The sequence below is a fragment of the Isoptericola halotolerans genome (assembly GCF_013149785.1).
Taxonomy (GTDB): Bacteria; Actinomycetota; Actinomycetes; order Actinomycetales; family Cellulomonadaceae; genus Isoptericola; species Isoptericola halotolerans.
In genome coordinates this window covers 277,510-298,852 of sequence record NZ_JABEZU010000003.1, presented here as the reverse complement: position 1 = coordinate 298,852, position 21,343 = coordinate 277,510, and the positions used below count along the sequence as shown (strand labels likewise).

The following is a 21,343-nucleotide window of genomic DNA, read 5'->3' as shown; positions in this document are numbered from 1 at the left end:
TGGCACGGACCGCTGCATCCGGTTTCATATTGTGCACAATCTCATGGTGTGCAATCATCGCTGGCATGCCGGACGCCGGAGGATCCTCCGCCCTCGACCCGATGCTCTGCTTCGCCGTGTACTCCCTGGAGCGTCGGATCGGGCGCGTCTACGCCGAGCTGCTCGCACCGTGGGGCCTGACCTACACCCAGTACCTGGTGCTGACCGTGCTCGGGGCCAACCAGGACGTGCCGCTCACCATCGGTGAGCTCGGGCGGCTGCTGGACCTCGATTCGGGAACGCTGTCACCGCTGGTCAAACGGCTGGAGGCGCGCGGCCTGGTCGCGCGGCACCGCGCCACGGACGACGAGCGGGTCGTCATGGTCTCGCTCACCGACGACGGCCACGGCCTGCGCACCGAGCTGGCCGACCTGCAGCGGTGCCTCGCCGAACGGATGCCCGGCGACCCGGACGAGGCCCAGGACCTCCTGAGGCGTCTGCACGCCGCGACCGCCCGGCTGCCCCGCCTCGCCGGCTCCTGAGCCGCACCACCGACGTCGAGAGGAACTCCACCATGCCCACCTCCATCACCTACACCGCCGAGGCCCTGTCCACCGGAGCGGGCCGCGACGGCCACGTCCGTTCGGACGACGGCCGCGTCGACCTCGAGATGGCCGTCCCGAAGCCGATGGGCGGCTCGGGCGACGGTGCCAACCCCGAGCAGCTCTTCGCCGCCGGCTACGCGGCGTGCTTCCACTCCGCGCTCCAGGCCGTGGCGCGGGCCCAGAAGGTCCGCCTGCACGACACCTCCGTGGGGGCACGTGTCCATGTCGGACCGGACGGCCGGGGTGGCTTCGGGCTGGCCGTCGAGCTGGAGGTCGTCGTCCCCGGGCTGCCGGCCGACCAGGCGCAGGCGCTCGCGGACGCCGCCGAGCGGGTCTGCCCGTACTCGAACGCCACGCGCGGGAACATCGACGTGCGCGTCTCCGTCGTCGACGGCTGAACCCCTGGTGCGCGGCCGCGTAGAGTACTGGGCGTGATCGAACGAGAAGCAGGCATCGGCGTGGCCGCGCACAGCACCGACCAGCTCGCCCAGGGGCGCGTGCAGCTCCGGTCCGACGACCGGTGGATCCCGGACGGGATGGGTGAGACCTGCCGCCGGGCCGCCGCCGAGGGCATCGTGCTGCTGAAGAACGACGGCGGTCTGCTGCCTGTCGCTGGGAGCGCTACCATCGCCGTCTTCGGCCGCGTCCAGCAGGACTACTTCACCGTCGGCTACGGCTCCGGCGGGGACGTGCGCCCGCCCTACCGGTGGAACCTCCTGGACGCGCTGCGCGTCAGCGACGTCGTCGAGGTCGACGCCCCGCTCGCCGAGCGCTACACCGCCTGGTGCGCGGAGAACCCCGTGGAGGCCGAGCCGGAGTGGGGCACCTGGCCGCGCTCGCACCCCGAGATGCCGCTGTCGGCCGACGAGGTCACCGCGGTCGCCGCCCGCACGCCCCTCGCCCTGGTCGTCATCGGCCGCTCCGCCGGCGAGGCACGCGAGCAGGCCCTCGAGCCGGGCAGCTTCCACCTCACCGACGACGAGCGCACCCTCCTGGAGCGCGTGACCGCCGCGTTCGAGCACACGATCGCCGTGGTCGACACCGGCAACGTCATCGACCTCGCCTGGACCCAGGAGTACGACCTCGACGCCGTGCTGCTCGCCTGGCAGGGCGGCATGGAGTCCGGGCGCGCCGTCGTCGACGTGCTCACCGGCGCCGTGCCCGCCGGCGGCAAGCTCACCGCGACCATCGCCGAGCGCTACGAGCACTACCCGACCGCCGGGCACTTCGGCGGGCACGAGCACAACGAGTACGTCGAGGACGTCTACGTCGGATACCGCTACTTCGAGACGTTCGCCCCCGAGCGGGTGCTCTACCCGTTCGGCTTCGGCCTGAGCTACACGAGCTTCGACCTGCGTGCGCCGGGCGCCACGCACGACGCCGGCCGCGTGGTCGTGCCGGTCGAGGTCACCAACACCGGGGCGCGGTCCGGCACCGAGGTCGTCCAGGTGTACGTGCGCGCACCGCACGGCCTGCTCGGCCGACCGGCCCGGCACCTCGCCGCGTTCGCCAAGACGCGGTCGCTCGCGCCGGGGGAGTCCCAGACGCTCGAGCTCGCCTTCGACCTGGACGACGTCGCCGCTTACGACGACGCCGGGGTCACCGGGCACCGGTCCGCCTTCGTCCTCGAGGCCGGAGGCTACGAGGTGCTCGTGGGCACGGACGTGCGCTCGGCACGTGCCTGCGGCACGGTCGAGGTGCCAGAGCTGCGGGTCGTGCGCCGCCTCAGCGAGGTCGCGGCCGTGCGTCCCGAGCACGTCTTCGACCGTCTCGTGGCCCGGGCCGGCGACGACGGCACCCTCGCCGAGCACCGCCCCGTGCCGGTCGCCACGGTCTCCCGGCGCGACCGTGTGACGGCGAACCTGCCGAAGCCTCTGGACCGCACCGGCGACCTCGGCATCACGCTCGACGACGTCGCCGGCGGTCACGCGAACCTGGACACCTTCCTCGCCCAGCTCGACGACGACGAGCTCGAGGCCCTCAGCCGAGGCGACTACGTCATGGACTCCGCCCTGGGCGCGCCGGGCAACGCCGGCGCTCTGGGTGGCACCGTGGCCTCGCTGCGCGCCAAGGGCGTGCGCGCGCTGACCACCACCGACGGCCCGGCCGGCATCCGGCTGGCGACCCACACCTCGCTCCTGCCCTGCGGGACCGCGCTCGCCTCCACCTGGAACCCGGACCTGGTCGAACGGCTGAACACGCTGCTCGCCCAGGAGATGGAGGCCAAGGGCTCGGACGTCCTGCTCGCGCCCGGGATGAACATCCAGCGCGACCCCCTGTGCGGTCGCAACTTCGAGTACTTCTCCGAGGACCCGCTGCTCACCGGCCGGATGGGTGCGGCCACCGTGCGCGGCATCCAGCACGCCGGTCTCGCGGCGTGCCCCAAGCACTTCGCGGCCAACAACCAGGAGACCAACCGCGAGCACCACGACTCGCGCGTCTCCGAGCGTGCCCTGCGAGAGATCTACCTGCGCGGTTTCGAGATCTGCGTCACCGAGGCCGCTCCTCGGACGATCATGACCTCGTACAACAAGATCAACGGCACCTGGGGCCACTACCACCACGACCTGGTGACGACGGTGCTGCGCGGCGAGTGGGGGTTCACCGGAGCGGTGATGACCGACTGGTGGCTGCGCGAGGCCACCGACCCCGACTTCCCTGCCCTGCGCAACGACGCCTACCGCGTGCGTGCCCAGGTCGACGTCAACATGCCCGGAGCCTGGGACCGTGACGTCCAGAGCGGTGACGGGTCCCTGCTGGAGTCGTTCGCCCGCCCGGACGGCATCACGCTGGGCGAGCTGCAGCGCACCGCCCGCAACGTGCTGCGGCTCGTGCTGTCGAACCCGCGGCCCGCCTGACCGGCGTCGGATATCATCCTGCCCAGACCAACTCGCTGGGAGGCGTGGAACAACTCGTGAGCACAACTGCGGCATCCGCAGACAGTGATGATAGGCCGGGTACCGTCGGCCCCGTGGTGAACGGCGGTACCCGTTGCTGATCACCGTGGGAACCCTGTTGCTGGGGTTCGTCGTCATCGCCATCGTCATCGCGGCCAACGGTTACTTCGTGGCCCAGGAGTTCGCCTACATGTCGGTGGACCGCTCCCGGCTGGGAGCCGCCGCCAAGGCCGGCGACGTCACCGCGGGGCGGGCGCTCGCGGTCACCCGGCGCACTTCGTTCATGCTCTCCGGGGCACAGCTCGGGATCACGGTGACCGGCCTGCTCGTCGGCTACGTCGCCGAACCCCTCGTGGGGGTGAGCCTCGGGGAGATCCTCGGGGTCGTGGGCGTCCCGGTCGGCGTGAGCGTCGCCGTCGGCACCGTCCTGGCCCTCGCCGCCTCGACCGTGCTGCAGATGATCTTCGGTGAGCTGTACCCGAAGAACCTCGCCATCGCCGATCCGGAGCCGTTGGCTCGACGGCTCGCCCGGTCGACGCAGATCTATCTCGCCGCGTTCGGCTGGTTGATCACCGTCTTCGACCACGCGGCCAACGCGCTGCTACGGCTGGTGCGCATCGAGCCGGTGCACGACGTCGACTCCAGCGCGACCGCCGCAGACCTCGGGCACATCGTGGCCGACTCGCGCGAGAGCGGCGACCTGCCCGCAGACCTGTCGATGATGCTCGACCGGATCCTCGACTTCCCTCAGCGCGACGTCGAGCACGCGATGGTGCCGCGCTCGCGCGTCGACACCGTGGACGTCGACGACTCGATCCGGGAGGTCCGCGGACGCATGGCCACGGCCCACACGCGGTACCCGGTGACCTCCGAGGAGGACCAGCCGGTCGGGGTGGTGCACCTGGCCGACGTCCTGTCCAGCACGGACGACGACCGGCCCGTGTCGCAGATCATGCGGACGGCCACCGTCGTGCCCACGCTCATGATGCTGCCGGACGCGTTGGCGGAGCTCTCGGCCGTCCACGACGAGCTGGCGTGCGTCATCGACGAGTACGGCGGGTTCGCCGGCATCCTCACCCTGGAGGACCTCGCCGAGGAAGTGGTCGGCGAGCTGTCCGACGAGCACGACCTCGACGAGGACGAGGTCGTGGAGGCCGAGGGCCCGGGGGCCTGGCGCATGGACGGCGACGTCCACCTCGACGAGGTGGCGCGGGCCATCGGCCACGACCTGCCGCGCGGCGACTACGAGACCCTGGCAGGTCTGGTCATCGCGACCTGCGGTGGTCTGCCCGAGGTCGGGGAGAGCGTCGACATCGAGCTGCCCGTGGACCCTGCGGACCTCGCGCTGGAGGAACCCGTGCGGCGGATGCTGCACGCCGAGGTGCTCGAGGTCGAACGCCGGGTCCCCGCCACGGTGCGGGTGACGCTCGACGAGCCGGCCGGCGATGCCGCGACCTCGTGGTCCGGCCAGGACGAGGGAGGACTGCGATGAGCAACCCCTGGGTGGTGACCGCGGTCACCGCGGGTCTGATCGCGCTGAGCGCGTTCTTCGTCGTCATCGAGTTCGCGCTGCTCGGTGCGCGTCGTCATCGCCTCGAGGAGAGTGCGACGACCAGCCGCGGGGCACGGGCGGCGCTGCGGGGTGTCAACGAGCTGACCGTGATGCTCGCGGGCGCACAGCTCGGCATCACGGCCTGCACGTTCGCGCTCGGGGCGGTGACCAAGCCCGCGGTGGACCACTGGCTGACACCGGTGCTGGAGTCGTGGGGCCTGCCGTACTGGCTGGCCGATGTCGCGTCGTTCGGGCTGTCGTTGCTGCTGGTCACCTTCCTGCACCTGGTCGTGGGGGAGATGGCACCCAAGTCCTGGGCGATCGCCCACCCGGAACGTTCGGCGATCCTCGTCTCGCCCCCGGCGCGCGCCTTCATCTGGGTGTTCCGCCCTCTGCTGCTGTGGATCAACGGGGTGGCCAACCGGCTCGTCGCCGCCTCCGGCGTCGAGCCGGTGGACCGCGCCGCCGTCGGCGGTCAGGACGCCGCCACGATCCGGCACCTGGTGGAGCACTCTGCCGAGGTGGGCGCGATCGACGCCTCGATCAGGACGCCGTTGTCCGGCGCGCTGGACCTGACGACCCAGCAGGTGTCGTCCCTCGTGGCGGGCCGGTCACGCCCGACGGCGGTGCCGACGACGGCGACCGTCGCCGACGTCCAGGAGGCGTCACGGCGGTCGGGGCACCTGAGGATCCTCGTCGAGAGCGACGAGGGTGCTCCGCGGGTGCTGCACGTGCGCGACACGCTTCTCGAGCCGCCCGAGCGGCCGGCTCGCGAGCTGGCACGGCCGGCCTTCGTCCTGCGTCCTGAGCAAGCCGTGCACGAGGCGTTGTCGGGGATGCGGCGCGCCAGCGAACAGCTGGCGGTCGTGATGGACGCCGGGAGGCTGACCGGTGTGGTCACGCTCGGTGACACGGTGCGTCGGGTGATCCCTGGCGCCTGACGCCAGGCCGTCAGCGCGGCTGGCCGTCGTGCTGACGCCGCGTGCGTCGGTGGGCGGCCAGGGCGAGCGTCAGGTCGACGAGGTCGGCGGGCCTGTCGACGCGCCGCCCGGTCAGCCGTTCGAGCCGGTGCAGGCGGTTGGTCACGGTGTTGCGGTGGCAGTCGAGACGCCGTGCCGCCTCCCGGGTCGAACCGTCCGAGTCCACCCATGCCGCGAACGTGTCGAGCAGGAGGGTGTGGTCCGGTCCTGCGGTCGCCAGCGGGCCGAGGACCTGTGTGCGGAGCCGGTCGGCAAGTGCCGGGTCGGCGTCGAGCACGGCGGCCGGCAGGTGCGCGGACAGGTCGACGTACCCTCCCTGCGGAGGGCACAGGTGCAGCGCGCTGACCGCCTGACGTCGCGCGTCGGTCAGGGCGGCGAGGCCCTCGACGGGCATGCTGACGCCGATGCGGACGCCCGCCGGAAGCGCTGCGACCTGGTGCTCGTCGACGAGGTCCGGCCGGTCCGGGTCGCCGAGCAGGACGATCGCGTGCTCGACGGGCCGCGAACCGTGCCAGTGGACGTGGCCGTGGGCGGTGCCGAGAGCGGCCCGTCCGGCGGCACGACGAGCCTGCCCGGAAGCGTGCAGGGCCACCACCCGGTAGGACCCGACGAGCGGCATCCCCAGGGCGACGGCAGCGCGGCGCAGGTCGGCCAGCGGGCAGGAGCCGTCGAGCAGCGAGGCGACGAGCCGGTGGCGGGACCAGGGCGGGTCACGACGGTCCCGGCTCGCCTCCTGGCGGACGGACGGGGCGGCCACGGCCGTGTCGGGCATGACTCCTCCTCCCGGACGACCACGTCGTCGTCCCGTCGCCCCAGGATGGCATACCGGCCGGTCGGTCTCTAGGGGGCGTCCGGAGCGGTCGGTACCCGGCGGGCCAGCTCGACGCGTGAGCGCACTCCGAGGGCGGCGAAGATGTTGCGCAGGTGGCAGTCGACGGTGCGGACGCTGACCGCCAGCCGGGCGGCGATCTCGCGGTTCGTCTCGCCCGTGGCCACGCACCGGGCGATCCGTGCCTGATGGGGTGTCAGGCCGGCCAGTCCGTCGGGCGCCGACCCGTCCGGCTCCGGCGCGCGCGGGGCGGCGCCGGCTGCACGGAGCTCGGCACGGGCCGGCCCCGCCCAGAGCTCGGCGCCGCAGCGTTCGAGGAGCTGGAGGGCAGCCCCCAACCGTCCGCGTGCCTCGCCGGGTCGTCGCTGCCGACGCAGCCACATCCCGTGCAGCAGCAAGGTACGGGCACGCTCGAAGTCACCGGCGGCCTCGAGGTGCGCGAGGTGAGCACGGGCATAGAGGTCGTCGACCTGCCCGGGCTCGGGCGCGAGCAGCGCCCGGCATCGCAGCCGCAACGCCGGGGCGAGCGGGTCGGCGGCCGAACGGCCCCAGGACTCGAGCTCGGGGAGCACCGCCCGTGCCCGCGCGGGGTCCCCGGCCGCGACGGCCGCCTCCACGAGCGTGGGCAGGACGAGACCACGCAGGGCGAAGTGGGCCCCGCCGTCCACCGGCGCGACGAGCGAGCCGAGCCGCGTCGCGGCGTCGGCGGGGCGTCCGTCGGCGAGCTCTGCACGAGCCAGGGCCCACTCGGCGAGGGTCACCGGTGGCGCGAGCCCGTGCTGCCGTGCGGTGCGCGACGCGGCGGCCGCGTGGTCGGCGACCTCGGACGAGGGGCCCTGCACCGAGGCCACCAGGGCCAGGACGGCCCGGAGGTGCGCGGCGGTGTTCACGCGCCCCGACCGGACCGCGGCCTGCCAGCCGGTCTCGGCGTGCTCGCGAGCCTGCGCATGGCGCCCGGCCCTCAGCTCGGCATAGGCGAGGTGCTCGGTGGCGCGGGCGACGAGGGAGACGTCGTCGGTCGAGCGAGCACGGGCCAGGGCCTGCGCCCCGGCGCGGCACGCTGCCACGAGGTCACCGGTCAACAGGGCCGCCGATGCCCCCCGCAGCAGCGTCTCTCCGTCGTGTCTGTCCCGGGACCGCCGCACGACGCGCTGCAGCGCCGCGGACCCCTCGCGCCCCTCGAGCAGCGCGAGGAGCCCCGTCAGGTAGTCGTGCGCCGTGCCATGAGCGTGCCGCAGCGCTGCGAGGCCTTCCCGCACGGTCTCGACGCAGACCGGGAGGTCTCCGGCCGCCCAGGCGGCGTCGACGGCGCACAGCGCCGCGGTGGCCGCCGACTGCGAGGGTGCCGAACCCGGGCGGGCGGTGAGCCCGGCGCGAGCGAGGGCGAGGCTGGCGCAGGCGTCGGAAGCCGGCCCCTGCGCGTGCAGGCGCAGGCCGCGGGCCAGCTCGACCCGTCCGCGGGTCGCCGAGGTCGTCTCCATGGCCAGAGGCTAGGGGCGCGAGGCGCGAGCGCCATCGGGGCTTGTGCCGCTGCACAGGTCGGTGGGTGGCCGAGCCGCGGCTCGGCCACCCACCGACCGGGTGCGGTCCGGCGATCAGAACGGGCAGGAGCTCTCGTACTTCTCGACCGGCGAGAACAGCCCGGTCGAGGGTCCGGGGCACAGGAACTGGGTGTACCGGCTGTCGTCGTCCACGAACCTCTTGAGCCACGAGATCGAGTACTTCGCGATCGTGGTGTTCGAGAAGTTGGGCGCGAAGTGGCTGGCCCCGTCGAGCTCGAGGTACGCCTTGGGCAGGTCGTCGCTGAACGAGTTGTAGAACGGTTCGGCATGGGTCTCGTGCCGTGCCACCGAGTCGTTCTCCGCGGCGAAGACCAGGGTCGGCGTCGTGACCGTCGACCAGTTCTTCTTGGTGTGCCACGGAGTCATGGGGATGGCGGCCTTGATGTCCGGGTTGTCGTCCACGGCGCGCAGCGTGCCCCCGCCGCCCATGGAGTGACCCATGAGCGCCAGGCGGTCGTCGTCGATCCGGTCGGCGACAGGGCTCGACCCCGTGAGGTAGTCGAGGGCGGCCTGGAGCTGGCGTGCCCGCGAGTCGGGCTGGTCGTAGATCGTGTTCGTGGCCATCGTCAGCACGACGAAGCCCTGGGACGCGAGGCGGGGCCCGAGCCAGTCGATGCTGCTCTCGGTACCCGTGTAGCCCGGCGAGACCACGACGGCACCGAAGGTCCCGTCGCTGGTGGTCGTGGGGTAGTAGATCGTGCCGCCGCCGAACCCGGAGACGAAGCGCGAGACGTTGCGCTCGGAGACGGCGTAGTGGCCGCGGGTGGCCTCGATGCTCGACTCGCTCGGTGCCGGACCGCGCTCGTACGGGTTGTCCGCCGCCTGGGCCACGGAGCCGGAGGCGGCGCCGAGGCCCACCGCGACCGTGAGGGAGGCCAGCGCGGCGGTGACACGTCGGGCGGCCCTGGACCTGATCGATGAGTGCTGCATGGTTCGTCCTCTCTGACGGATGACTGCCCCGACAGGCTCCGCCCGGACGCCGTGGCGGGGCATCGGCAATCTCGCCGGTGACGCGCACGGGCGCGTTCGGTGAGACACCGTCTCGCGGACGGGCGCTACGGTGTCCTCACGACACGGGGTGCGCCCACCGGGAGCTGAGATCACACCCGTCGAACCTGATGCAGTCCGCACTGACGAAGGGATGTCGCCCATGCCGTCGACGCTGCCCACCGTCTCGTCGCCCGAGCAGGTGCCCAGGGTCCTGTCCGTCGCCGGGTCCGACCCCGGCGGGGGAGCGGGGATCCAGGCCGACCTGAAGTCCGTGGCCGCCGCCGGCGGGTACGGCATGGCCGTCGTGACGGCGCTCACCGCCCAGAGCACGACGGGGGTGAGCGCCGTGCACGTGCCGCCGGCGTCGTTCCTCGCCGAACAGCTTGAGACGCTGTGCGCCGACGTCACCCTCGACGGGGTCAAGATCGGCATGCTGGCGACGGCCGAGGTGGTGCAGGTCGTCGACGACTGGCTGGGCGGGCTCGGCGGCGCCGGGCGCCCACCGGTGGTCGTGGACCCTGTCATGGTCGCCACGTCGGGTGACCGCCTCCTGGACGCCGCCGGCGAGGAGGCGCTGCGCCGGCTGCTCGCGCGGGCCGACGTGGTCACCCCCAACACGCCCGAGCTGGCCGTCCTGCTCGGCGAGCCCGTCGCCACCCGGTGGGAGCGGGTGCTGGACCAGGCGGCACTGCTCGCCGAACGCCACCAGGTCCTCGTCGTGGCCAAGGGTGGGCACCTGGACGGTGACCTCGTCCCGGACGCGCTCGTCGGGGCCCACGGCCCGGTTCTCGAGGTCTCGGGCGAACGGCTGACGACCTCCAGCACCCACGGCACGGGATGCTCGCTGTCCAGCGGTCTGGTCACCCGGTACGTGCGCAGCGGCGACTGGGGGGACGCGCTGCGGGAGACCAAGTCGTGGCTCGCCGGGGCGATCGCTGCCGGTGACGCTCTGCACGTCGGCCGCGGCCGTGGTCCCGTCGACCACTTCTGGGTGCTGCGCGGGCAGCTCGCGGCAGCCGCGCCGACGGTGCGGTAAGCCGTCAGTCGAACAGGTCGCCGAGCGACGCCTCGGCCGCACGGCACCGCTCGATGATGCGGGCCGACCACTGCCGCTGCTCGGCCTCGGTGTCCGGCGCGTGGTGGTGCAGGAGCTGGTCGACCGCGGAGTACTGCACCCGTCACCGCACCCACCAGCAGCCCGCCGTCCAGGGCGGGCATCGTACGGGCAGCCCCTCGTGCACCGGGCGGTGTGCCCGGGCAAGCATGTCGGTGGTCGGTGGGAAGATGTGAGCGATGCCACCCCCTCCTTCCCCGTCGCCGGCCCGGTCCGCGCCCGCGGGCTCCCAGCTCGGCACCGTCGCGTCGGTGCTGCGGCTGCTGCCCTACGTCCGCCCCGCGCTCCCTCGACTGATCGCCGGGCTCGCGGCCTCGCTGGGTGCCTCGTTGGCAGCCCTCGCGATCCCCCGCGTGCTGCAGAGCCTCGTCGAGGGACCGCTCGCCACGGGCCTGTCCGCCGACGACCGCACCGCCCTGCTCTGGCCGACGCTGGCGGTGCTCGGGCTCGGGGTCGCCGAGGCCGGGTTGATCCTGCTGCGGCGCAACCTCGTGATGTACCCCGGCACCCGGGTCGAGGCGGTGCTGCGCACCGTGCTCTTCCGCCACCTGCTCCAGCTGCCGCCGGCCTTCCACGACCGGTGGTCCGGCGGCCAGCTGCTCAGCCGGTCCATGGCCGACCTCGGGCTGCTGCGCCGGTGGCTCGTCTTCGGCCTGCTGCAGCTCGTGGTCAGCCTGGTCACGATCGTCGTGGGCGTGGGGATCCTGCTCGCCACTGCCGGCTGGCTCGGCGTGGTGTATCTCGCCGGCGCGGTCCCGGTGACCGTGATCGCCTACCGCTTCTCGCGACGCTACCGTGTGATCGCCCGCCTCTCGCAGGACCAGTCCGGCGATCTCGCCAACACCGTCGAGGAGTCGGTCCACGGCATCCGGGTGCTCAAGGCGTTCGGACGAGGCGACGCCGCCCTGGAGTCCTTCTCCGACCAGGCCGAAGAGCTGCGGCGTACCGAGATCCGCAAGGCCGGCAACCAGGCGACCGTCACGACGTCGTTGCAGCTCATCCCCGAGCTGACGCTCGCCGTGTGCCTGATCCTGGGCGTGTGGCTGGCCGCGGACGGGCAGATCTCGGTCGGAGCGCTGGTCGCGTTCTTCCTCACCGCCGCGGTGATCAACGGCCCGGTCGTCGACCTCGGTATGACGTTGTCCATGACTCTCAACGCCCGCACCGCCGTCGACCGGTTCTTCGAGGTCGTCGAGACCCCCAACCCGGTGACCGACCCGGCTCCTGCCGACGCGGAGGCCCTGGGACCGGGCGACGGGCGGCTCGTGCTACGGGGTGTGGCCTTCCGGTACGAGGACGCGCCCGAGCCCGTGCTCGACGGCGTCGACCTCGAGCTGCCGGCGGGGACCACGACGGCGCTCGTCGGTCTCACCGGCTCCGGCAAGTCGACGCTGGCGATGCTGCTGCCCCGCCTCGCCGACGTCACGGCAGGTTCTGTGGAGATCGACGGCCACGACGTGCGCGCGCTGAGCCGCCACGACCTGCGCCGGGCGGTCGCCGTCGCGTTCGAGGACCCCACGCTGTTCTCGGCGTCCGTGCGCGAGAACGTGCTGCTCGGCGTCGACGACAGCCTCCCGGACACGGTGCGGGACCGGCTGCTGCACGAGGCCGTCGAGGTCGCCCAGGCCACGTTCGTGCACGACCTGCCCCAGGGCCTCGAGACACGCATCGGGGAGGAAGGGCTCTCGCTGTCCGGAGGCCAGCGGCAGCGCCTCGCCCTCGCCAGGGCCGTCGCGGCGCGACCTCGGGTGCTCGTCCTGGACGATCCGCTCTCGGCGCTCGACGTCGCCACCGAGGAGGCGGTGACGGCGAGGCTGCGGCAGGTGCTCGCGGGGACGACGACGCTGGTCATCGCGCACCGGCCCTCCACGGTGGCGCTCGCCGACCGCGTCGCGGTGCTCAGCCAGGGGCGGGTCAGCGCCGTCGGGACGCATCGCGAGCTGCTCGACACCGACGACCACTACCGGTCCATCATCAGCTCGCTCGAGCAGGACTGGGACGCGACCGCGCACGACACGACGGACCCGCACGGCGCACGGCACACGGAGGACACCCAGTGACCACGAGCTCCCGGGCCGATCGCGGTGGCTGGGCGGGTGACGCTCACTCGGACGACACGTCGCTGCTGGACCGGGCGACGTCCACGGCGGTGCGACGACGCTCGCTACGGCTGCTCGGAGAGCTCTTGCGCCCCCGGTGGCGACCCTTGGCATGGGCCGGCGCGCTCATCGTGGTCGGCACTCTCGGGCAGGTCGCCGGACCGCTGTTGGTCCAGGCAGGTGTCGACTCGGCGCTGCCCGCCCTGCGGGACGGCGACCCCGGCCCGCTCGTGGCCGTCGGTGGTACCTACCTGGTGGCAGCGGTGCTGGGCGGGGTCTGCGCAGGTGCCTATGTCCGGGCGGCGGCGAGAGTCGCTCAGAGCGTGCTGCTGGAGCTGCGCCGTCGGGTGTTCCGCCACACGCAACGACTCTCTCTGGAGTTCCACGAGTCCTACACCTCGGGCCGCGTGATCAGCCGGCAGACCTCCGACCTGGAGGCGCTGCGCGAGCTCTTCGACGGCGGGCTGACAGGCGTCGTGTCGTCACTGATGCTGATGCTCTTCACCGGTGTCGCGCTGTTCGTCGTGGACTGGCGCTCCGGTCTGGTGCTGGTCGGGGCACTGGTGCCGGCATGGTGGCTGACGCGCTGGTTCCAGCGGCGCTCGCAGCTGCTCTACCGCGAGCAACGCACCGCCTCGGCGCGGCTGATCGTGAAGTTCGTCGAGACGATGACCGGGATGCGTGCCGTGCAGGCCTTCCGTCGTGAACCGGCCGTCGACGCCGCGTACTCCGTGCTGGGAGAGGAGTACCGGGACGCCAACCTGCGGATCTTCGGGGTGAACGGGCGCTACCAGCCGGGTCTGGTGCTCATCGGCAACGTGACGGTGGCGGCCGCGCTCGCCTACGGCGGCTGGCGCGTGTACGACGGCGGGCTCGAGCTGGGTGCGCTCGTGGCCGTGCTGCTGTACGTCAAGCGGTTCTTCCAGCCCATCCAGCAGCTCGGGATGTTCTACAACGCGCTGCAGTCCGCCGTGGCGGCCCTGGAGAAGGTCTCCGGGCTGCTCGCCGAGGAGCCGACGGTCGTCGAACCTCGGCACCCGACCCCCTTGCCGCGCGCCCGCGGAGAGGTGCGGCTGGACGACGTCACCTTCGGCTACGGACGCGGCCCGGTCGTGCTCCCCGCGCTGGACCTGACGATCCCGGCCGGGCAGACCGTCGCCCTGGTGGGCTCGACCGGCGCGGGCAAGTCGACGCTCGCCAAGCTCGTGACACGCTTCTACGACGCGCGCGAGGGCCGTGTGCTGCTGGACGGGGTGGACGTCCGGGACCTGTCGTCCGCCGACCTGCGACGTGCCGTGGTGATGGTGACGCAGGAGGCGTACCTCTTCAGCGGGACGGTGCGGGAGAACATCGCGCTGGGGCGGCCGGAGGCCACCGACGCCGAGGTCGAGGCGGCCGCCCGGGCCGTCGGCGTGCACGACTTCGTCCAGAGCCTGTCCCAGGGGTACGACACCGAGGTGAACAAGCGTGGTGGCCGGGTCTCGTCCGGGCAGCGGCAGCTGATCAGCTTTGCCCGTGCCTTCCTCGCCGACCCCGCCGTGCTCGTGCTGGACGAGGCCACGAGCTCGCTCGACCTGCCGGGGGAGCGGCTGGTGCAGCGTGGGCTCCAGACGCTGCTCGCCGACCGGACCGCGCTGATCATCGCCCATCGGTTGTCCACGGTCGAGATCGCCGACCGGGTCCTCGTCATGGAGCACGGCACGGTGGTGGAGGACGGGACCCCGGGCGAGCTCGTCGCCCGGCGCGGACGGTTCGCCGCGCTGCACAGGGCGTGGCAGGACTCGCTCGTCTGACCTGCGCACTGGCGGCCGACCGACCAGACGGTATGCTGGCCGGACGTGCTCAGAGAAAGCAGGTGCGACATCGTGGTCGAGAACCAGACGCTCCGAGGTGGCCGGGGCCGCGTCATCACGTACCCGGTCGCACTTCGCGCTGCGCGCCGACAGTTCGTCGCCTCCGGCGGGCTGGCGATGGACCAGCTGACCGAGGACCTGTGGGTCAGCCGGGCGACGCTCTACCGGGTGGTCGGGAGCCGGGACCGGCTGCTCGGCGACGTGTTGTGGCAGCTGGCGGCGCGCACGTTGGAGCTCGCCCGGGACGGCGCTGACGCGGCGGGCTTGCGCGGTGTCGAGCGGCTGCTGACCGTCGCGCGACGCTTCGACGACGAGGTCGGCACGCACGAACCTCTGCAGAAGTACCTCGCCGTCGACCCCGTGGACGCGACCCGGGTGCTGTTCGGCGCGACCGCCCGGGTGCACGTGCGCAACGTCGAGGCCTGGGCGACGCTGATCCGCCGCGAGCTCGACGCGGGCGCGCTGGCGCCGCTGCAGTTCTCGGTCGCCGAGACGGCCTTCGCGTTCGTCCGCATCGGTGAGTCCGTCCTCTTCGGGTCGATGCTCGCCGGCATCGACCCGGACCCGCGCCTCGGCGAGCACCTGCGTCGTACGGTGCTGCCCGGCTGACGCCGAGCCCTTCGTCAGGCGCCGCCGCTGGCCACCAGCAGCTCCACCAGGGCGCGGGCCGGGGGAGTCGGCGCGCCGACCGTGAGCGCCAGGACCCGGCGGGTCGCGCCGGGCAGCGCGAGGACGGCCACGTCCGGGTTCCGGTGCGCTCGCAGCGCCAGCCCGGGGAGCAGGCTCACGCCGGCACCGGCCGCGACGAGCGCCTGGACCGCGACGTAGTCGTCGGTCTCGAAGGCGAGCCGGGGAGCGAAGCCGGCCGTGGAGCACCGCGCGAGGAGATCCGCACGGCACCGCTCGCAGCCGGCGATCCACGTGTCGGTCGCGTGCGAGCGCAGGATCGTCATGGCATCGCCCGGGTGCGGCGGTGCATCCGCCGAGGTGACCAGGTACACCGCGTCGTCGAGCACCGCGGTGGTCTCGAACCGTGACAGGTCGTCGACGGCGCGGCCCCCGTCGACGTCGGTGTGCTCGAAGACGAGCGCCACGTCGACCTCGCCGGCCCGCAGCGCGCCGACCGCCTCGGGCGGCTCCGCCTCGACCAGGCCCACGCCGAGACCCGGGTGCCGGTCACGCAGGCGCGTGACGGCGTCCGGCACGATCGTCGCGAGCGCAGAGGGGAAGGCCGCCAACCGCGCCCTGCCCGCACGGAGGCCGGCCAGCGCGTCGAGCTCGCGCTGCGCGCCCTCGACCCGCGCGATGATCTCCTCGGCACGGTCGGCGAGCAGCTCGCCCGCCTCGGTGAGCCGAACCCCCCGTCCGGCGCGCTGCAGCAACGGGATGCCCGCCTCGGTCTCCAGGCGGGCCAGGTGGTGGCTCACCGACGGCTGCGCGTAGTGCAGCTCGCGCGCCGCTGCGGTGACGGAGCCGGTCCGTGCGACGGCGGCCAGGACCCGGAGCCGGGTCAGGTCGAGCTGAGCGGCGGGAGGCGGCACGTCGGTCATCGGCTCAGCATACGAGCGACCTATCGAAGCAGACGATGACTGAGGTCACGATGTGGCATTGGACCGATGTTTCACGACGACCGATCCTGGATCCATGGACCTGACACCTCCGACCCTGACCGACGTGCTGGCGGCCCGCCGGCGCATCGACGGACTGGTCGTGCGGACGCCCGCGATGAGCTACCACGCCCTGGACCGACTGGTGCAGGAGGCGGGCGCCGGAGGATCGCAGGTCGTCGTCAAGCACGAGAACCTGCAGCGCACGGGCGCCTTCAAGATCCGGGGCGCGCTGAACCTTATTCACCAGCTCTCGTCCGACGCCCGGCTCCGGGGGATCGTGGGGTACTCCACCGGCAACCACGCCCAGGCGCTCGCCGACGCGGCGCGCGAGGTCGGCGCACCGTGCACGATCGTCATGCCGTCGGCACCGAACCCGATCAAGGAGCGCGCCGTGCGGGCGCTCGGCGCACGGGTCGTCCTGCACGGTGAGAGCCTGGACGACGCCCGCCGGCTCGCCACCGCGACCGCCCACGACCGGGGGGCTCGCCTCGTCAGCGCCGCGGACGAGCCGGAGCTCGTGGCCGGGGTCGCGACCGCGACGCTGGAGCTGCTCGAGCAGGCGCCGGACCTGGACGTCCTCGTGGTCCCGGTCGGTGGCGGCTCGGGTGCTGCGGCAGCCTGCCTCGTGACGGCGGCGCTCGCCCCCCACGTGCGTGTCGTCGGTGTCCAGTCCGCCGCCTCGCCCGCCGCGCACGACTCCTGGCGTGCGGGGGAGCTGCTCGGCCGACGGAACGGCACCCGGGCCGAAGGTCTCGCCGTGGGCCGTGGGTTCGCCCTCACGCAGGGGATCCTGCGCTCGCACCTGGCGGAGTTCCTGCTGGTCGACGACGACAGCATCTCCCACGCGCAGCGTGCCCTGCTCACGACGACGCGCACCGTGGCCGAAGGAGCCGGTGCGGCCGCGCTCGCGGGGGTCCTCGCGCACACCGAGCAGTTCGTCGGCGCCCGGGTGGGCGTGGTGTGCAGCGGCGGCAACGCGAGCGAGGCGGAGCTGCGCCGCGCGCTCACCGGTCCCGAGCGCTGACCTGCGCCGTCGAGCGGTTCGCGGCGTAGCCTGGCCGCATGGCACGTCTCGTGGACATCCATCCGGTCGACCCGCAGCCGCGCGCGGTCCGTCAGGTCGTCGACGCGCTCGAGGCCGGCGCGCTCATCGCCTACCCGACGGACTCCGGCTACGCGCTCGGCTGCCGCGTCGGACAGCACGACGGCACGGAGCGGATCCGACGGATCCGGCGCCTCGACGCCAAGCACCACTTCACGCTCGTGTGTTGCGACTTCGCCCAGCTCGGTCAGCTCGTGCGGCTGGACAACTCGGCGTTCCGCGCCATCAAGGCCTCGACACCCGGCCCGTACACCTTCATCCTGCCCGCGACGTCAGAGGTTCCGCGCCGGCTCGCTCACCCGAAGAAGAAGACGGTCGGTGTCCGCATCCCGGACTCGCGAGTGGTGCAGTCCCTGCTGCGCGAGCTGGGCGAACCGTTGCTCAGCTCGACGCTCGTGCTGCCGGGGCAGCACGAGTCGATGACGCAGGCCTGGCAGGTCGCGGACGAGCTGGACCGCCAGGTCGACCTCGTCGTCGACTCCGGTGACGTGGAGGCGGCACCGACGACCGTCGTGGACTACTCCCGTGGGTACCCGGAGGTCGTGCGGGCCGGGGCCGGCGATCCGGAGCCCTTCCGGTAGAAGCCCCGTCGGGCAGCTCGGCGCGGACCGTTCGCACCGCCGGCACCTGCTCGGGCTAGGGTGCTGGCCATGAGCGATCGTGGACTCGAGCTTGCCCGAGACAAGATGAGGACGGCGGGGGTCGCGCCCGCCGCCGTCGACGTGTTCAGCCGCTTCTACCGGCTGCTGGAGGAGGGCGCGAGCGGGTTCGTCCGGGAGGCCGACGTGGAGCCTCTCTCCGGGATCACCCGGCACGCCGACCTGGAGATCGACGACGCGCAGGCTTCCGCCGCGCTCGCCCGCACCGCCATCATCAAGCTCAACGGCGGGCTGGGAACCTCGATGGGCATGGACCGCGCCAAGTCGCTGCTGGAGGTGCGCCGGACCGACGACGGGCGGCGGCTGTCGTTCCTCGACGTGATCGTCGGCCAGGTCCGTGCTGCCCGGCAGGCCACCGGTGCCCCCCTCCCGCTGGTGCTCATGAACTCTTTCCGGACCCAGGACGACACCCGCGCCGCCCTGGCGGGCCACGAGGGCCTGGCGGTCGACGGGGTGCCGCTGGACTTCCTGCAGAACCGCGAGCCCAAGCTGCGCGCGGACACGCTCGAGCCCGTCGAGTGGCCCGACGACCCGACGCTCGAGTGGTGCCCGCCGGGTCACGGCGACCTGTACCCCGCGCTGCACGCGAACGGGGTGGTGCGGGCCCTGCTGGACGCCGGGTTCCGCTACGCCTGCGTCTCCAACTCCGACAACCTCGGTGCCGCGCCCGACGGTGAGATCGCTGCCTGGTTCGCAGGTTCCGGCGCACCCTACGCGGCCGAGATGTGCCTCAAGACGCCCGCTGACGTCAAGGGGGGCCAGCTCGTGGTCCGCCGCTCGGACGGCCGCATCATCCAGCGGGAGACGGCGCAGACCCACCCCGACGACCTGGACGTCTCCCTCGACCCGGAGCGGCACCGCTACTTCCACACGAACAACCTGTGGTTCGACCTCGAGGTCCTGGCCGCGGAGCTGGACCGTACCGGCGGTGTGCTCGAGCTGCCCCTGATCCGCAACGCCAAGACGGTCGACCCGACCGACTCGTCGTCGCCGGAGGTCGTCCAGATCGAGTCGGCCATGGGTGCGGCCGTGGCGGTCTTCGAGGGAGCCACGGCGATCGAGGTCGGCCGGGAGCGGTTCCTGCCGGTCAAGACGACGAACGACCTGCTGCTGCTGCGCTCGGACGCCTACGAGCTCACCGAGGACTACCGTCTCGTCGCGCAGGTGGAGGCGCCGCTGGTGCGCCTGTCGTCGGCGTACAAGACGATCGGGGCGTTCGACGAGCGGTTCGCTGCCGGGCCCCCGTCGCTGCGCAGGTCGACGGCGTTGACCGTCGAGGGCGACTGGACCTTCGGAGCGGGCGTCCGCGTCGAGGGCGCCGGTGCGCTCCCGGCCCCGGAGGCCGACCGGGGTACCGTGCCCAGCGGGTCGACGATCACCGCTGCCGGCATCGTCTGAGTCCTACCGGGGGACGTCGACGACCTGTTCGTCGCCGACGTGGGGGACGACCGAGCCTGCGGTGGCTGACGCGACGTCGTGGTGCAGCCTGTCGAGCTCGGTGCGGGGCACGAGGAGCGTGAGCCGAGCGCTGTCCGCATAGCGGGTGGGCCTGGTGACCGCCCCGTGGGCGGCGGCCCACTCGCGGAGCCTGTGCTCGAGCCGGCCGGCGTCGGTGTGCGGGGCGTCGACGGTGACCTCGACGAGAGCCTGACGGCGAAGCACCGCTCGGGCGTCGACCGCCGCGTCGAGCGCGGAGGCCACGGCGCCGGAGTAGGCGCGGACGAGCCCTCCGGCTCCGAGCAGCACGCCACCGAAGTAGCGCGTGACGACGGCGACGACGTCGGTCATCTCGCGGTGCCGCAGGACCTCGAGCATCGGGACGCCGGCGGTGCCGGCGGGCTCGCCGTCGTCGGACGACCGCCGCGTCTCCCCGTGGGGCCCCAGGACGGACGCGACGCAGTGGTGGCGGGCGTCCCGGTACAGGGCGCGTCGGTCGCGGACGGCCTCTTGCACCGCGGCCTCCGTCGTGGCGGGGGAGAGGTAGGTGAGGAACCGCGACCTCTTGACGACGAGCTCGTGCTCGACACCGGAGGCGAGCGTGCTGGGCGGGCGCGACGACATCTGCCCGAGCCTATGTCCCTTCGTCGGCGCGTCGGCAAGAAAAGTGTGCCAAGCCTGCCATCATGACGTCATGGACAAGTCCGCGGACCACACCGCAGCCCGCTACCCACGGCCCCCCGTCACCCTCGACGAGGCGGAGTGGGTCTGGCGCGAGCTCGCTGTCGAGGCGATGCGTCCGGACGGCAAGCCGGAGGTCGTCCGGCTCGCGGTGGTCGCAGGGCTCACCCGTGCCACCGGTGCTCGGTACGGGGACCTCCTGCGTGTCCGTGCCGAGGACCTCGACCTGGCTGACGGGACGCACGGGCGCTCGGAAGGTCGGCGGGGTGCGGGGGAGGGGAGCGTCGTGGTGCGTCACGGCAAGCACCGGACCGTCCGCCGACACCGGTTGTCCCCCGAGGTCGTCGTGCTGCTGCGGCACTGGATGACCGTCCGGACCGAGCTGGCGGCCGAGCTGGAGGGCTCGGTCCCACGGGCGCTGCTCCTGACGGTGCACCACACGCACGACAACGGCACCACGGTCTCCAGCGGGCTGCCGATCACCCGGCAGGGGCTGGTGCTGTCGTGGCGACGTTTCGTCCATCGCACCAACGCGCGGTACGGCGCGACCCGCCCGCCGCTGCCGACACGGTTCGAGCAGGTGCGCCGGGCGTGGACGGAAGCCGGTCTGGTCGACCCGGGCGTCAAGCTCGTCGAGAATAAATAGTGTGCCAAGCACCGACCAGCAACATAGTGGCACCACCCGCGCACGACAAGACAGGGCCCGGAAGAGGGGGCGTCAGCCCGTGGCGATCCCCAGGAAGCTCACGCCGGGGACCGGCGTCGGCAGCTCGCGGAAGCCCAGCCGGTCGTAGAAGGCCCGGGCCGCCGTGTTCGACGGGTCGTAGCCGAGGTGGACGCCGGAGGCACCCTGGCGGGCGAGCGCCGTACGCAACGTGTCGACGAGCCGGCGCCCGAGACCGCGTCCCTGCGCCTCGGGCACCAGGTCGATGTGCAGGTGGGCAGGGAACTCGGCGAGCTGGTTCGCGCTGAGGTGGGCCACCATGCGTTCGGGGTGCGCACCGTCGTGCAGCAGGGCCGACTCGCTGTAGCCGGGTTCGGCGCCCGTCGGAGGGCCGGGGGCCGGGTGTCGCCGGACGAACCCGGGCGTCCACTCGCGTTCCCACCAGTCGACGAACGCCCGGGTGTCGGCGACACCGATGACATAGCCCAGCAGGCGTCCGTCGTCCACGGCCAGGAGGTCCCCCGCGGCAGCGGGGGTGTGGTCGACGACCATGAACGCGAGGCCCGGCGAGTGGTCCACGTACGGCAGCGCGTACACCTCCGCCATGAGCGAGTCGTCGGAGTAGACGCCCCGCGCGTCCGCACCCGCGGCGGCCGTGCGCACACAGACCTCGGCCACGGCCGAGCGGTCGGTGGAGCGGTACGGTCGGATCTCGAGCGGTGTCATCGGG

The 21,343-nt window shown here is 72.9% G+C and carries 20 protein-coding genes and 1 riboswitch; of the genes, 13 read left to right on the top strand and 7 right to left on the bottom strand.

The window, feature by feature from the left end; all coding sequences use genetic code 11:
- The first annotated feature begins 65 nt into the window (after positions 1-65).
- The 5 genes from HDG69_RS13395 to HDG69_RS13375 all read left to right on the top strand — a co-directional run bounded on the left by HDG69_RS13395 (position 66) and on the right by HDG69_RS13375 (position 5,974).
- Entirely contained in the window at positions 66-521 is a 456-nt protein-coding gene (locus HDG69_RS13395; protein WP_171784316.1) for a MarR family winged helix-turn-helix transcriptional regulator, read from the top strand.
- Positions 522-553: 32 nt separating this feature from the next.
- Positions 554-982: an organic hydroperoxide resistance protein gene (locus tag HDG69_RS13390; protein ID WP_171784315.1), complete on the top strand. Its 429-nt coding sequence runs from the start codon at positions 554-556 to the stop codon at positions 980-982.
- Between the two features lie 33 nt (positions 983-1,015).
- Positions 1,016-3,442, top strand: coding sequence for a beta-glucosidase (locus tag HDG69_RS13385; RefSeq protein WP_343036444.1), 2,427 nt, complete (start codon positions 1,016-1,018; stop codon positions 3,440-3,442).
- Between the two features lie 133 nt (positions 3,443-3,575).
- Entirely contained in the window at positions 3,576-4,973 is a 1,398-nt protein-coding gene (locus tag HDG69_RS13380) for a hemolysin family protein (protein WP_171784314.1), read from the top strand.
- On the top strand, positions 4,970-5,974 hold the full coding sequence (locus HDG69_RS13375; RefSeq protein WP_171784313.1) for a hemolysin family protein: 1,005 nt from the start codon (positions 4,970-4,972) through the stop codon (positions 5,972-5,974). The genes HDG69_RS13380 and HDG69_RS13375 overlap by 4 nt, the downstream gene beginning before the upstream one ends.
- Positions 5,975-5,984: 10 nt before the next feature.
- On the opposite strand, the gene HDG69_RS13370 is transcribed toward HDG69_RS13375, so the two are convergent.
- From HDG69_RS13370 to HDG69_RS13360, 3 genes are all read right to left on the bottom strand, one after another.
- A complete protein-coding gene (locus tag HDG69_RS13370) occupies positions 5,985-6,785 on the bottom strand; it encodes a PucR family transcriptional regulator (protein ID WP_171784312.1) in 801 nt (266 codons plus the stop codon).
- A 68-nt stretch (positions 6,786-6,853) separates the two neighbouring features.
- On the bottom strand, positions 6,854-8,323 hold the full coding sequence (locus HDG69_RS19100) for a LuxR family transcriptional regulator (protein WP_171784311.1): 1,470 nt from the start codon (positions 8,321-8,323) through the stop codon (positions 6,854-6,856).
- A 114-nt stretch (positions 8,324-8,437) separates the two neighbouring features.
- Complete coding sequence (locus HDG69_RS13360; protein ID WP_171784310.1) at positions 8,438-9,334, bottom strand: alpha/beta hydrolase family protein; 897 nt, start codon at positions 9,332-9,334, stop codon at positions 8,438-8,440.
- A gap of 134 nt (positions 9,335-9,468) precedes the next feature.
- Positions 9,469-9,563, top strand: a riboswitch (TPP riboswitch).
- Between HDG69_RS13360 and thiD the strand changes: the two genes are divergently transcribed.
- The gene (gene thiD, locus HDG69_RS13355; RefSeq protein WP_343036443.1) at positions 9,555-10,430 is read left to right on the top strand and encodes a bifunctional hydroxymethylpyrimidine kinase/phosphomethylpyrimidine kinase; all 876 of its coding nucleotides are present in this window, start codon (positions 9,555-9,557) and stop codon (positions 10,428-10,430) included. Its footprint overlaps the riboswitch before it by 9 nt.
- A gap of 4 nt (positions 10,431-10,434) precedes the next feature.
- Here the strand turns inward: thiD and HDG69_RS19415 are convergent, their stop codons facing one another.
- Positions 10,435-10,569: a hypothetical protein gene (locus HDG69_RS19415; protein ID WP_281360201.1), complete on the bottom strand. Its 135-nt coding sequence runs from the start codon at positions 10,567-10,569 to the stop codon at positions 10,435-10,437.
- Between the two features lie 118 nt (positions 10,570-10,687).
- Here HDG69_RS19415 and HDG69_RS13350 point away from each other — a divergent pair, with 118 nt between their 5' ends.
- From HDG69_RS13350 to HDG69_RS13340, 3 genes are all read left to right on the top strand, one after another.
- Positions 10,688-12,568, top strand: a complete 1,881-nt coding sequence (locus tag HDG69_RS13350) for an ABC transporter ATP-binding protein (protein WP_171784308.1) — start codon at positions 10,688-10,690, stop codon at positions 12,566-12,568.
- Complete coding sequence (locus HDG69_RS13345) at positions 12,565-14,400, top strand: ABC transporter ATP-binding protein (protein WP_171784307.1); 1,836 nt, start codon at positions 12,565-12,567, stop codon at positions 14,398-14,400. Before HDG69_RS13350 ends, HDG69_RS13345 begins: the two co-directional genes overlap by 4 nt.
- 72 nt (positions 14,401-14,472) lie before the next feature.
- Positions 14,473-15,069, top strand: a complete 597-nt coding sequence (locus tag HDG69_RS13340; protein WP_171784306.1) for a QsdR family transcriptional regulator — start codon at positions 14,473-14,475, stop codon at positions 15,067-15,069.
- 14 nt (positions 15,070-15,083) lie between these two features.
- On the opposite strand, the gene HDG69_RS13335 is transcribed toward HDG69_RS13340, so the two are convergent.
- Positions 15,084-16,010, bottom strand: coding sequence for a LysR family transcriptional regulator (locus HDG69_RS13335; RefSeq protein ID WP_171784305.1), 927 nt, complete (start codon positions 16,008-16,010; stop codon positions 15,084-15,086).
- Positions 16,011-16,104: 94 nt separating this feature from the next.
- Between HDG69_RS13335 and HDG69_RS13330 the strand changes: the two genes are divergently transcribed.
- The 3 genes from HDG69_RS13330 (at position 16,105) to HDG69_RS13320 (ending at position 19,229) form a co-directional block, all read left to right on the top strand.
- A complete protein-coding gene (locus tag HDG69_RS13330) occupies positions 16,105-17,094 on the top strand; it encodes a threonine ammonia-lyase (RefSeq protein ID WP_171784304.1) in 990 nt (329 codons plus the stop codon).
- A gap of 38 nt (positions 17,095-17,132) precedes the next feature.
- On the top strand, positions 17,133-17,753 hold the full coding sequence (locus HDG69_RS13325; protein WP_171784303.1) for an L-threonylcarbamoyladenylate synthase: 621 nt from the start codon (positions 17,133-17,135) through the stop codon (positions 17,751-17,753).
- Between the two features lie 69 nt (positions 17,754-17,822).
- A complete protein-coding gene (locus tag HDG69_RS13320; protein ID WP_171784302.1) occupies positions 17,823-19,229 on the top strand; it encodes a UTP--glucose-1-phosphate uridylyltransferase in 1,407 nt (468 codons plus the stop codon).
- 3 nt (positions 19,230-19,232) lie between these two features.
- Here HDG69_RS13320 and HDG69_RS13315 read toward each other — a convergent pair whose 3' ends face one another.
- Positions 19,233-19,892, bottom strand: a complete 660-nt coding sequence (locus tag HDG69_RS13315) for an IMPACT family protein (protein WP_171784301.1) — start codon at positions 19,890-19,892, stop codon at positions 19,233-19,235.
- A gap of 70 nt (positions 19,893-19,962) precedes the next feature.
- On the opposite strand from HDG69_RS13315, the gene HDG69_RS13310 reads away from it, so the two are divergent.
- Complete coding sequence (locus HDG69_RS13310; RefSeq protein ID WP_171784300.1) at positions 19,963-20,595, top strand: site-specific integrase; 633 nt, start codon at positions 19,963-19,965, stop codon at positions 20,593-20,595.
- 72 nt (positions 20,596-20,667) lie between these two features.
- On the opposite strand, the gene HDG69_RS13305 is transcribed toward HDG69_RS13310, so the two are convergent.
- Positions 20,668-21,339, bottom strand: a complete 672-nt coding sequence (locus HDG69_RS13305) for a GNAT family N-acetyltransferase (RefSeq protein WP_171784299.1) — start codon at positions 21,337-21,339, stop codon at positions 20,668-20,670.
- Positions 21,340-21,343 lie beyond the last annotated feature (4 nt).